This window comes from Chthonomonas sp. (assembly GCA_016788115.1).
Classification (GTDB): Bacteria; Armatimonadota; Fimbriimonadia; order Fimbriimonadales; family Fimbriimonadaceae; genus UBA2391.
This window is the reverse complement of record JAEURR010000008.1, coordinates 20,367-33,451: the sequence shown is the minus strand read 5'-3', so window position 1 is coordinate 33,451 and position 13,085 is coordinate 20,367. Positions and strand designations below refer to the sequence as shown.

Below are 13,085 nucleotides of genomic sequence, written 5' to 3'. Positions count from 1 at the left end.
GGACGACATCCACGGCTCAGGGTTCCCGGTGAAGATCGCTGTCCTTTCGCGAGCAGATATACTTCGGGTCCGCATCCATGCCCCGCAAGCCAACCTTGAGTCCATCGAAGATCAGCACGTTCCTCGCGTGCCCCCACAAGTTTTATTGGACTTATCTGAACGAAATGGGTCGGTACTTCCTGCGTTCAAAATCGTACTTCAGCTTCGGAACCAGCCTCCACCGGGTGCTGCAGAGGTTCCATGACTCGGGCGACAGCGGAGTACAGACCGCGAGCCAAGCCGCGGCTGCGCTCGAAGAGGGCTGGATCGACGCCGGTTACCAGACCCCCGAGCAAATGATGGAAGCTCAAGGTGAAGGCAAGGTTATCCTTGAGAGCTACATCGAGAACTTTAATGCGCTGAACCCAGAGGCAACTCCCCTGCTGATCGAGAAGATGCTCCGCTACGACATGGGCGACTTCGTCCTACGCGGCAAGCTCGACCGGCTGGACGAGCATCCGGACGGGTTGCTGGAGATCGTCGACTACAAATCCGGTCGCACCGAAGTCACCGCTGATGAGATTGAGGACGATCTTGCGATGAGCGTCTACCAGCTCCTCGTCAAGCGGAACTACCCAAACCGGCCAGTTACCGCGACAATCATCGCCTTGCGGACCCTTGCCAAGGCGAGCGCATCGCTGGATGACGCGAGGCTCGCAGAGTTCGAGCAGGACATTCTCAAGATCGGCCAAACCATCCTAGAATTTGAGTCCCGCGAAGCGGGGACCAAAGAGCCGAGCACCATCCCGCAATCAAAATCGCTTTGTGCGAGTTGCGACTTCTTAAGCCTGTGTCAGAAGCGGGGTCTCACTCTGCCCGAACCGGCGGCCGCCCCGCCTGAATCGTGACCGGGCTGGCGAGGAGCCTCTTAGCATCCGCCTGAATCTCCGCAAGGTCCACCAAACCCAACGCCGAGCCGACCTCCGCGCGCCCAAAGGGGCGACCGTGAAGCGCGCTGATCCCGACAAGGCTCGCCTCAGACATCAGGCCCGAACCAAACCGCGTGTCCGTGCCGATCCCAATCGGGTTCATCGGAAACCTCCCTGCAAGGCACGCCAGTGCGACCTGCTTGGCACGCTCCAGAGTGGATGCGTCCCAGCGCTCGATGTCCTTCGCAACTTCGGCGCGCATCGCCTCGGCGACCTTCGAGGCCTCAGCCTGCGAGGGCTGGACGGTGACGGCGGTCAGCGACCAATCGCTGCCATTCGCCCGCCATCCTGCCGCCTGCTCATATCCCCATCGATGCTGCTGGCGCACGATCCGGAACAGCGAGGCGTCCTTCCCCGCCCCCAAAGAGCACGCAACCAGTAACCCCCGCGCACATGCCGCGGCCGAAGTCACCGGCGTGCGCGTCTCCCACCGAAAGACGCTGTTCTGGTCCGGCCGAGTTACCGCCGCGGTTGGCTTACCGATGGGCACCACACCCGCGCGCGTTCCCGTCCATGCGCCAAACCGGCGATTGAACTCGAAGGCGGCCTCGCCCGTTCCAAATCCCCCCACGACTGCGAACCTGACCGAGCTCGGTTTGAAGGTCGCTCGGTGAAGCGCGCGCACCGATTCAGGGGTTACGCTTGCCTCCACAAATGGCAGACGCGACCAGGCCGAGGGCACTTCCATCGCGAGCTCATGGCGAGCTTGCGCGATATCCTCCTCGCGCAGGGTCGGCTGCGTGAGAAACTCGAACAAGAAATCCGATGCAAGCGAGAGCCCCGACTTCCCTGCTGGAACCTCCATTCGGACTTGCATGAAACCCTCTCCCACCACAACGTCTGGCACCGGACCGGCCTGCGAACCGTATTCGTACAGCTGCCGCCTCGTGTAGCTTCGAGATCCTCCGAGCAACGACCGACTGAGCACTCGCCAGCGGGAGTCGAGTTCGACACCCGTACCACCGGAGGTGACGGTGGCGACTACGGCAATGGTTTTTGAGTCGGTCATCGGCCGCTCATCCACGCGGATCGCCGCCGTCAATGTCATCGAAGCAATAAGCGCCAGCGAGATCAACGGACCTTACCCCCGGGTTTCTGGACGAGGAGGGTGTCGAACACCGCCTCCAACTCCGAGTCGGGCACCTTCTGGAGCGCGTCGAGAAAGCTCTCGGGTCTGACCCTCAGGGAGCGCATCAGCAATTGCCCGCGGACGCTGGCAGCTGCGCTCGGATTTGCCACTACTGCCCCCAGCCACTTGGTCGCTGCCCGACGCGCGGCAATGGGCACATTGAATCCAGCCGTCCGAAGGAACTCTAACTGCTCGGAGACTCCAGCCTCGTCCGCGCCGACCAATGTCAACGTACTCGTGCCGACCGTAGGGTCAAAGACGACTCTCAGCCGAGACGCATCCGCGACGAAAAGCGCGATTGCCAGCCGGGCAGCATGTGCATCGCTTCCCCACTCTGGCAGTTCCATGGCGACGAACGACCTGCTATTCGCCCGAGGGGTGGATGCGAACTCGATCGCAGCGGGAGGCGACGCAGGTTCAGGGACTAGCAACGGACTGAGCACCTGTCGGACCATCGCGAGCGTCTTGTCCAAGTCCACATCGCCCGCGATGGCAATCGTGACGCGCGGAGCAGAGGTCAACCACCGGTGCAACTCCGCCAACGAGTCGCTCGTCGCAATGGTGAATCCATTAGGATCACCGAACACATCGATTCCGGAGTTGGCCGCCCTGAGCGGTGCGCGTTCAGGTTCCGTGATCAAGTCTTCCTGAGCCAGTGTCCTGAGCTCTGCCGCGATGGAATCGGCGGTGATGGAGGGCGGTGCCAGAAGCTCGGCACACGCGGCCAATGCGGTCTCTAAGTCCTCCGGCGCACCCAAAATCTCAAATCGATTGGCTGTACGAAGCGTCGCGGCGTTCAGGAACATCCCGCGGATCTCAAGCGTGTGATCAAGCTGCCCATTGCGCCCGATCGCCACCAGATGCTCAAGCAAATGACGCCAACCCGCTCGCTCGATGCTCGGGGAAACACCATCAGCTGACCAGAACATCTGAACGGACAACGATTTCGCAGCAGGCATCCGCTCAACGAGAACGCGTGTACCTCCGCTGAGCGTACTGACGCGCCGCGGCGCATCGACAATCGGCGAATCCGCGATGCACAGCGCCATGAGCGCGAGTGCGAGGCTAGTGGAAATAGCTCGCGCCATTGATGTCGATGACGTTGCCACTCAAGTACGACGCTTGATCGCTGAGCAAGAATCCAACGACCGCCGCGCAATCTTCAGGCGAGGCCATCCGCCCGAGCGGAATGTCTTTCAGAATCGTCGGAAGGCGATCCTGCATGCCCTCGCGTGCCATCGCAGTATCGACCCAACCGGGCGCAAGCCCAAACACCTGAATTTGCGCAGGAGCAAGCTCCATCGCCAATGAGCGCGTGAGGTTGATAAGCGCGGCCTTGCTCGCCGCATAGAGCGACGCGCCCGACTCGCCTTTGAAGCCAACGCGACTGCAAATGTTCAGGATCTTGCCGCCTCGGCCTTGCGACTCGAAGAGGTTCGCGGCCTGCTTCGCCAGCCGAACCGGAGTCTCAAAATTCACGGCGAAAGTCTTGCGCAAGGTCGCTTCCAGCTCGGCATCCGAGGCCTTAAGGAAATTCATTGGCATGTAGACGCCCGCATTGTTCACAACTGCGTCGAGCGAGCCGAGACTCCGCACGGCCCGGAAGAGGTTCGCCGCTGCGTCGGGCTGAGCCAGGTCCGCCTGAAATACACCGATGGAGGCGCTGCCCAATTCCTCGTGACAGCCCTCGGCCTCGGCCCGATCCTGGACATAGTGGATCGCGACCTGCCAACCGTTCAGGGCCATCCGTCGAGAAATTGCTCGACCGATGCCGCGTGAACCACCCGTAACTAAGACTCGCTTCGCCGCCATGGGTCTAGTTTGACATGCTCGCTGGCGGAACCTCGACGATCAGCGTCACTGGTCCATCATTCTCGACCACAACATGCATCATTGCACCAAACTGCCCCCGGCTCACGCGCGCCCCGCGCACCGCACATTCGTGGCAGAAGCGATCGTAAAGAGCTTCTCCGAGCTCCGCCCCAGCCGATTCTGTGAAACTAGGCCTACGGCTCTTGCGGGTGTCGCCGTAAAGAGTGAAGTTGGAGATGACGAGCACTTCCTCCGCGGTCGCGTCGGCCAGGGCGAGATTCAACTTGCCCGCTTCATCATTGAAGATGCGTAGGCCAATCACCTTATCAGCAAGCTTGATTGCCTCGGATTCGGTGTCGTCTCGGTGCGTGCAAACGAAAACCACTAGCCCCGCTCCGATGTCACCGACCACCTCACCACCGACCGCAACATGTGCGCGACTTACCCTCTGGACGACCGCTCTCAACTCTTCGCTGTGCCCCTGCCAAAGATCCTGAGGATGCTGATCACGTCGGAGAAGTTGCTGATCTTGTTCATCACCCATGTCAGGTGCATGATGTCCGTGACGTCGATCGTCACATCGATCTCGGCGGTTTGATTCGGGAGCGTTTGGACCTTCGCCGCGACGACGTTGATCTTTGCCTCGCCGAAGATGGTCGTAATGTCCATGAGCAGCCCCTGACGATTCACGCAGATCACCTTCAGGTGCGCGGAGTAGTAATTGCCGTCAGGCGGCCAGTTCAGCGGTTGCAGGCGCGCCCCATCTGTTTGTTCGAGGGCAAGCGCATTGGGACACAGGTTCCGGTGGATGATGATGCCCCTGCCCCTCGTAACGTATCCAACGGCGTCCTCGCCCGGCAGTGGGTCGCAGCACTTCCCCCGGCGGTACATGACGTTGTCGACGCCGCCCCCGACCTGCATGACGTTGCTCTCACGGGTTCGATTGGTTGCATGGAGCACGTCCGAGCCCATCTGCTGCGGAACAATCCCGCGAAGCTTCGTGACGATGGATGCGGCGCTAAACTGCCCCTCGCCCACCCGTGCCAGAAGATCTTGCGCCGTCTCGCAGTCGCGAACATCAGGCAAAATGCGTTCGAGCTTCTCTTCTCCGATGTAGTCCTTCGGATCCAATCCGTGGAATTTGAGCTCGCGTTCAAGCGCTTCTTTCCCCCGAGCCGCATTCTCCGTCTTGTTGCGCTTGCGGAAGTACAGGCGGAGTTTGCTTCGCGCGTGGGCGCTCTTGGTGAACTCAAGCCAGTCGAGACTGGGCTGCGCATTCGATCGAGTGATCAGTTCTACGACGTCGCCGTTTTCAAGTGCCCTACTCAGCTGGACAATCTGACCATTGACCTTCGCTCCCACCAGGGTCAGACCAAGGTTTGTGTGGACGCGAAAGGCGAAATCGACCGGAGTCGATCCACTCGGCAAGTCAATGACATCGCCCTTCGGCGTGAACACAAAGACTTGCTCGCTGAAGAGGTCGCTGGTGAGCGATCGAAGGAAGTCACTCGAGGTGCGGTGGTCCGAGGACCAGTCGAAGAGCTGTTTGCGGAGAGTATTGATCGCACCGCCCGGAGAAACTGCGGTCCCCTCCTTGTATGCCCAGTGCGCCGCCACGCCAAACTCGGCGATCTGGTGCATCTCCTGAGTGCGAATCTGGACCTCGAGCGGATCTCCATGCGGCCCCACCACCTTTGTGTGCAGGCTGCGATAGCCGTTTGGTTTCGGCTTCGCGATGTAATCGCCGAAGTACTGCGGTATCGGCATCCAAAGGTCGTGCACGATCCCAAGCGTCAAGTAGCACTCGGGCGAGGTCTGGACCACCACGCGCAAGGCGAGGAGGTCAAGAATCTCCTCGAATGCAAACCCGTGGAGCCGAATCTTGTTGAAGATGCTGTACAGGTGCTTTGGCCGCCCGTAAACCTCCGCACCTTTCACGCCGCGCAACTCCAGCTGCTCCTTCAGCGCAACAATCGCATGCTGCAGCTCGGACTCGCGAACGTCTCGTTTCTTGGCGACGAGGTCGAGGATCTCGCGGTACTCCTTCGGATGGAGGTGCTTGAAGCACAGATCTTCGAGTTGCCACTTGATCTGCCAGATTCCGAGCCGAGCAGCCAACGGAGCGTAGATGTCGATGGTCTCACGAGCAATGCGCAACCGCTTGTCATCGGGCATGTCATCAAGCGTGCGCATGTTATGCAGCCGGTCCGAAAGTTTGATGACCATGACCCGCACGTCCGCGGCCATGGCGAGCAGCATTTTTCGGAGCGTCTCTGCGGCCTGCTCGCTCTTGGCAGCCAATCGCTGGCGCTCGGTGAGCGCGTCCTGGGCACGGAATTTTAGCTTGGTGACCCCTTCGACAAGTGCCACGACGTCGGGACCGAATTTCTCCTCAAGGAACTGGGGCGTAACGTCAGTGTCCTCCAGAACATCGTGAAGCAGAGCTGCGCAGATGGTGTCGTCGTCCATGCGCAGCTCTGCGATGTTATGCGCCACGGCCAAGGGGTGAGTGATGTACGCGTCGCCGGATTGCCGCATCTGCCCTTGATGGGCCTCTTCCGCTACGTAGTACGCGTACCGGATTTTGCGCAAGTTGGCCTGAGGGTGGCTGTCCCGAATCATGTTCAGGAGTTCGACCAGCCCCTCCGGTTCTTCCCATGTATGAGGGATGTCGTAGAGCGCCATCATCGCAGTGGTTGGAAACCACTAGTATATCGGTTTCTAGGTCCGCAGACCGACTCTGAAAACGAAGACACCCCGCGTCCGACTAGCGAACGAGGGGTGCACTCTTCTTCGAATCGAGCTTATTGCTCGTCGTCTGCGATCTTGAATTCCGGCGACTCGGCCATCTCGCTGAGAGACGGGAAGTCGAACCCAAGTTCATCGATCTCATCCAATTCGTCGGCGTCAACCAGTGCCTTAAGCGACTGCTGAGCCCACGTCGGAGCGCTGCGATCCACTTCGATGCTGACATCTCGGTACGTGGCGACACCCGTTCCGGCGGGGATCAGCCGACCGATAATGACGTTCTCCTTCAGACCGATCAAACTATCGTGCTTACCGCGAACAGCAGCCTCGGTGAGGACTCGAGTGGTCTTCTGGAACGATGCAGCGGACAGGAACGACTCGGTTGCAAGCGACGCTTCGGTGATACCGAGCAAGATCCAGTTGGCGTTGGCCTCCTTCGGATCACGCTCCACCATGTCTCCTGAGATCGGGTCGTTGTAACGGACCTTTCGGCCCGCGGCGATCATGTGTCGCACACGGTCGTTCTCTCGAACGAACCGGAATCGGTCAACGATCTGCCCCGGCAGGAACGGGCTATCGCCCGGCTCCTTGACCTGACGCTTCCGCATCATCTGTCGAATGATGACTTCGATGTGCTTGTCATTGATGTCGACGCCTTGGCTCTTGTAAACGCGCTGCAGGTTCTCGACGAAGTAGTCGTGCACTGCAGATGCGCCGGCAAGTTCCAAAACCTCGTGCGGATCAAGCGGACCATCGGTGAGCGGATCGCCCTTGATGACGCGGCTTCCTACCGAGACTGGCAGGTTGCCCGATGGCGGAACAAGTACTGGGAAGAAGATATTGACCGTCTCCTTGTTGTACTTGCGCAGCGTGGTCAGCGAGGCGGCCACCAGCTTCTGGCCGATGAGTCGCTCCAAGGTGCTGTAGCCGTCCTCGTTCGCGTCCCAATCCTGTTTGTCCGAGATGTAGGCATCGCGGAGCGGGGCATCCGTGCGTACCGTCGATTCGACTACCACAAACCGTCCAAAGCTCGATTTCTCGATCTGGACGACCGTGCCTGTGACCGGGCAGATGATGGCCTTACCTCGGGGCTGCTTTCGAGCCTCGAAGATTTCTTCGACGCGGACGATACCGCTCGACTCACCCGTCCAGGTAGCAAAGAACGTCTTTCGGCTTCGATCCCAAAGCTTTTGGCTCTCTTTGTCCACGCGCTCGGCGGCCTTCTGGGCTGCCTTGGTCTGGCGGGCAGTCATCTTCTTCTCGCCCGACTCGCCTTCCTCTGCTTCCTTCGCGCCGGCGAAGAGGCTCTTGACGATGCTCTCCTGGCTCTCGAGGAGCTTGCTGGCGTCGAAGTCCTTCAGGTCGGTCTGCGTTGCCTGCGAGAAGTCCTCCAAGAACTGCTTGATGAACTTACCGGTCTTGTACTGGTTGGTCGCGGCGATCGTTTTCGCACCCGCAACACCACCGGTGTGGAAGGTACGCATCGTAAGCTGCGTACCAGGTTCACCGATCGACTGTGCAGCGATGATACCGACGGCAACACCCACTTCGACGAGCTTCTTCGAGGCAAGGTCGAGACCGTAGCACTTGGCACAAATCCCCTGCTCGAGTTCGCAGTACAGCGGGCTGCGCGTCTTCAAGCACAGGTGACCGTGCTCGTTAACCATGAAGCCCATCGCTTCGTACTTGGTGACCACCTTGGCCTTCTCGGCGTCGGTTGCACAATCCTCGACCTCCGAGACGTACGCCAGCTCAAGCTTGTTGATTTTGGCCGCCTCTTCACTTCGAATCACTTCATCGTAGGTGGCGAACACTTCGCCGGTCGGCGCGGTGATCGTCGCCATCGAGATGCGTCCGGCGATGCGCTCGGCGATCGATTCGATCGCTTCTCCCTCTTCCAAGATGCGGTGCGCGAGAATCCCTTCGGTGGTGCCACAGTCGGCCTTGCGGATGATGACCTCTTGAGCGACGTCGCACAGACGTCGCGTGAGGTATCCCGCGTCCGCAGTTCGCAGAGCGGTATCGGCAAGTCCCTTGCGGGCACCGTGGGTCGTCACGAAGTACTCAAGCATCGAGAGTCCGCGGTGGAACGAGTTCTTAACCGGGAGCTCATAGATAACTTCGTTGAACTGGTTGAACATCAGTCCGCGCATACCAGAAAGCTGCGCGAGCTGCTTGATCGAACCGCGTGCACCGGAGACCGTGATGATCGACAACGGATTGAACTGCTCCATGCCGTTGACAATCTCCTTACCGACCAGGTCGTAGGTTTCCGTCCACAGCTTGATCAGGTTCTGCTGCATCTCGTTAAAGGTCAGCAGACCGCGTCGATACTGTTCGCTGATGCGGTTGCTTCGGCTTTCGGCTTCGGCAAGCAATTCCTCTCGTCGCTCCGGCGGGTCCATGTCGGTGAGCGCGATGCTGATACCGTACTTCGTGGCCCATCGGAATCCGAGGTCCTTCAAATCGTCCAGAAGTCGAACGGTGGCATCGTAGCCCACGGTTCGGTGGCAGCTCACAATGACTTCCGCAATCGGCTTCTTACCGAGTTCGGTGTGCATGAACCGATCGCTGTAGCGCATCGGCCACGGGAGCACCTCGTGGAAGATGAGCTGGCCCGGCGTCATGGTGGCGACGATCGTCTCCCACTCCATGTCCAGCGCCTTCAGATCTCGCTTCTCTTCGCCTTCCTCGTCCACCGTGGTCTCGTAGGCGTATTCAGCGCCGGTTCGAGCATCGCGATAGTCCACCTCGGCATCGGGGCGGAACTTCGGTCGCTGCAAGCGCACCTTGACCGGATCGTTCAAACCGAACGGGCGATCGCCGCCCGGGACTTCCAGGATGAACCGTACTTCGTCGGGGCTTGAGTAAATCGTAGGAGCCGGATTCTTCTCGGGGTTTGCCTTGTGCTTCGCCTCCATCTCCTCCAGTCGGGCCTTTCCAGCCTGGCTGAGGAACGTAAGCGAGTACGCACCCAAAACGATGTCCTGGATCGGCGAAACCGTCGGACGTCCGTCTGCGGGCGAGAACAGGTTCTGTGTCGACAGCATCAAGACTCGGGCTTCTGCCTGAGCTTGGGTACTGAGCGGCACGTGAACGGCCATCTGGTCACCGTCGAAGTCAGCGTTGTAGGCGTAACACACCAACGGGTGAACCTGAATCGCCTTGCCCTCGACGAGGATTGGCTCGAAAGCCTGGATCCCGAGTCGGTGCAGGGTCGGAGCACGGTTCAGAAGGACCGCATGCTCCTTAATGACTTCCTCAAGTCCATCCCAGACCGCCGGGTGCATTCGGTCGATCATCCGCTTGGCCGTCTTGATGTTCTGGGTGATCTTTCGCTCAACCAACGTCTTCATGACGAACGGCTTGAAGAGCTCCAGTGCCATCTCCTTGGGGAGACCGCACTGATTCAGCTTCAAGTGAGGGCCAACAACTATGACCGAACGTCCGGAATAGTCAACGCGCTTACCCAGCAGGTTCTTGCGGAAGCGACCTTCCTTACCCTTGAGCATGTCGGACAGCGACTTGAGCGGGCGGCTGTTGCTGCCCACGACCGGTCGCGACCGTCGGCCGTTGTCGATCAGTGCGTCAACCGCTTCTTGCAGCAGGCGCTTTTCGTGGTTAATGATCGATTCCGGCGCCTGGATCTCCATGATCTTCTTCAGGCGGTTATTTCGGTTGATAATGCGACGATAAAGGTCGTTCAAGTCCGATGTCGCGAAGCGACCACCATCGAGCTGTACCATCGGGCGCAGCTCTGGCGAGATGACCGGCACGACGTCCAGGATCATCCACTCCGGTCGGCTCTTCGAGCTCAGCAGGGCTTCGATGATTTCGAGCCGCTTGATCGCGCGGGCGCGGCGCTGGCTCGTCGTGCGGACGATCTCCTCGCGCAGCTCGCGATACATCCGGTCGAGATCGACCTTGCGCAGGAGCTCCTTGGCGGCATCGGCACCGATGTTGGCGCGAACGAGGCCGTCCAGGTCCTTGCGAAGTCGGCGACTCACCGAATCGAGCATCTTGCTCACGGCACGCCACTTGTCTTCGTCGATCAATTGGTGTCGCTCAAGCTTGCCAAGCAAATCAACAGCAACATCGAGATCCTTCAACCGGTCATCGGCGTCTCGGCATTCCGCACGGATGCGGTCAAAGTTGGCCTTCATGCGCTCGCGAACGAACCCTTCGTCGAGGTACTCGTCGGGGTTGTTGCGCATCTCGGTCGTCAATCGCTCGACGCTCTCGAGTTCAAGCTCGCGCATGCTCTCTTGGATCTGAAGCTTCTCGTCCTCGACCGCGCGGCGAATCTCCGGCATCATTTCGCCGATCTTCTCGGCGTCAATGTCGATGATGATAAAGCTGGCGAAGTAGATGACCTTCTCAAGCTGTCGCGGAGCGATGTCCAGGATCAGCGCGAGAGGCGAAGGGATACCCTTGAGGTACCAAATGTGGCACACGGGCGCGGCGAGCTCGACGATCGCCATGCGCTCTCGTCTCACCTTGCTACGGGTGACTTCAACGCCACACCGCTCGCAGATGATGCCCTTGTACTTAATCTTCTTGTACTTGCCGCATGCACATTCCCAGTCCTTCATCGGACCGAAGATGCGCTCGCAAAAAAGTCCGTCGCGCTCGGGCTTGAAAGTTCGGTAGTTGATCGTCTCAGGCTTCTTGATCTCGTAATGGATCATTTGGCCGTTAGAGTCTTTGCGGTAAGACCAACTGCGGATGTCGTCGGGGCTGGCAATTCCAACTCGGATTTTATCGAAGAGGCTGACGTCTGCCATAGAATTATTAGGTTCACGGACACAAGAACTGCCCCGAGACACCATGCTAGGGGGTGGGGTGGTTTCGTCCGAACTTATAATTATACCTGCGACACCTGCTGTGTCGCCACATTCAGGAACCGTTTTTTAACGAGTTAACGTCGGCGGCGCGAGGTGCTCCCACCGAGCAATCCGCCCAAGATTCCGCGCACCAAGTTTCGACCCAACTGTGACCCTGCGGCCCGCGCTACGCTCTTAGCCATCGACTCAAACACCGAGTCGCTGCGCCGAGCGGGAGCCCGCTCTTCACGCGCCTCCGCTTTCTGTTGAGCCTGCTCCGCCTCCATGCGCTCTTGCTCCTGGGTGGCCTGCACCGCCCGAGCGTGGAGCACTTCATAAGCGGACTCCCGGTCCACCGCGGTGTCGTACTTGCCTCGCACTGGACTCTGACCGATCACGGTCGTTCGCTCGTCTGGAGTGGCCGGACCAATCCTGCTCACTGGAGGCGCAATCAACACCCGATCCACGATGTTGGGCGTACCCTTCTCGTCTAGTGTCGAGACGAGCGCTTCGCCGACCGCAAGCTGAGTAATGACCTCTTCCGTCGAAAAATTTGGATTTGGTCGGAAGGTCTCCGCTGCGGATCGAACCGCCTTCTGATCCCGTGGCGTGAAGGCTCGCAAAGCGTGCTGCACCCGGTTGCCGAGCTGCCCAAGCACCGTGTCTGGGATGTCAATCGGGTTTTGCGTGATGAAGTAGACACCGACCCCTTTCGATCGGATGAGCCGCACGACTTGCTCGATCTTCTCCAGGAGCGCTGGAGGAGCATCGTTGAAGAGCAAGTGAGCCTCGTCGAAGAAGAAGGCCAGTTTGGGCTTTGGGGCATCACCCACTTCGGGCAGGTTCTCGAAGAGCTCGCTGAGCATCCACAGCAAAAAGGTCGCGTAGAGTCGCGGGCTGCGCATGAGAATGTCGGCGGCAAGGATGTTGACCAGCCCCCGACCATCGATGGTCGTGCGCATGAAATCGCTGAAATCCAATGCCGGTTCGCCGAAGAAGTGCTCGGCCCCCTGCTGCTCCAACACTAAGAGCTGTCGCTGGATAGCCCCAACCGTCGCGCCGCTCACGTTGCCGTAATTTGCCGTCAACTCAGCGGCATTCTCGGTGATGTAAGCCAGCATCGACCGCAAGTCTTTGAGATCCAAGAGCAAGAGGCCGTTGTCGTCTGCGACCTTGAAAGCGATATTGAGGACGCCTTCTTGGACATCGTTCAGGTCCAACAATCGGCTGAGCAAGACAGGACCGAGCTCGCTGATGGTCGCGCGGATTGGGTGGCCCTGCTGACCGAAAAGGTCCCAGAAAATGGTCGGATTGGCTTCGTGAGTCCAATTGGTCAGCCCAAGGTCGGCAGCGCGCTTCTCGAAGACTTCCTTGCCGCCGCCAATCATGGACATGCCGCTCAGATCGCCCTTCACATCGGCGAGGAACACGGGCACGCCCATGCGCGCAAACCCCTCGGCGATCCTCTGCAACGTGACGGTCTTTCCCGTTCCAGTTGCGCCCGCGATGAGGCCATGCCGGTTGCCAAACTTCGCCAGCAGCCGCGCCTCGGTCTCACCCTTGCCGATCAGAATCGAATCAAACTCGCTCATGCCGGGGCTAATT

The 13,085-nt window shown here is 59.6% G+C and carries 8 protein-coding genes; 1 reads left to right on the top strand and 7 read right to left on the bottom strand.

What is annotated here, in order from left to right:
- Nucleotides 1–77: 77 nt before the first annotated feature.
- Nucleotides 78–887 (top strand): PD-(D/E)XK nuclease family protein, encoded by an 810-nt coding sequence (locus JNM85_09565; GenBank protein ID MBL8088298.1) that lies wholly within the window; start codon nucleotides 78–80, stop codon nucleotides 885–887.
- Here JNM85_09565 and JNM85_09560 read toward each other — a convergent pair.
- The 7 genes from JNM85_09560 to JNM85_09530 all read right to left on the bottom strand — a co-directional run bounded on the left by JNM85_09560 (nucleotide 847) and on the right by JNM85_09530 (nucleotide 13,072).
- A complete protein-coding gene (locus JNM85_09560; protein ID MBL8088297.1) occupies nucleotides 847–2,043 on the bottom strand; it encodes an insulinase family protein in 1,197 nt (398 codons plus the stop codon). The genes JNM85_09565 and JNM85_09560 overlap by 41 nt on opposite strands.
- On the bottom strand, nucleotides 2,040–3,185 hold the full coding sequence (locus JNM85_09555) for an insulinase family protein (GenBank protein MBL8088296.1): 1,146 nt from the start codon (nucleotides 3,183–3,185) through the stop codon (nucleotides 2,040–2,042). Before JNM85_09555 ends, JNM85_09560 begins: the two co-directional genes overlap by 4 nt.
- Nucleotides 3,163–3,909 (bottom strand): SDR family oxidoreductase, encoded by a 747-nt coding sequence (locus tag JNM85_09550; protein ID MBL8088295.1) that lies wholly within the window; start codon nucleotides 3,907–3,909, stop codon nucleotides 3,163–3,165. The genes JNM85_09555 and JNM85_09550 overlap by 23 nt, the downstream gene beginning before the upstream one ends.
- Before the next feature lie 4 nt (nucleotides 3,910–3,913).
- Nucleotides 3,914–4,375, bottom strand: a complete 462-nt coding sequence (locus tag JNM85_09545) for a D-tyrosyl-tRNA(Tyr) deacylase (protein MBL8088294.1) — start codon at nucleotides 4,373–4,375, stop codon at nucleotides 3,914–3,916.
- Nucleotides 4,372–6,597, bottom strand: coding sequence for a bifunctional (p)ppGpp synthetase/guanosine-3',5'-bis(diphosphate) 3'-pyrophosphohydrolase (locus JNM85_09540; GenBank protein ID MBL8088293.1), 2,226 nt, complete (start codon nucleotides 6,595–6,597; stop codon nucleotides 4,372–4,374). Before JNM85_09540 ends, JNM85_09545 begins: the two co-directional genes overlap by 4 nt.
- A 116-nt stretch (nucleotides 6,598–6,713) precedes the next feature.
- On the bottom strand, nucleotides 6,714–11,441 hold the full coding sequence (rpoC, locus tag JNM85_09535; GenBank protein MBL8088292.1) for a DNA-directed RNA polymerase subunit beta': 4,728 nt from the start codon (nucleotides 11,439–11,441) through the stop codon (nucleotides 6,714–6,716).
- Between the two features lie 134 nt (nucleotides 11,442–11,575).
- Nucleotides 11,576–13,072 carry a DUF853 family protein gene (locus tag JNM85_09530; GenBank protein ID MBL8088291.1) on the bottom strand — a complete coding sequence of 499 codons (1,497 nt, stop codon included), beginning with the start codon at nucleotides 13,070–13,072 and terminating at the stop codon, nucleotides 11,576–11,578.
- Between the last annotated feature and the right edge of the window lie 13 nt (nucleotides 13,073–13,085).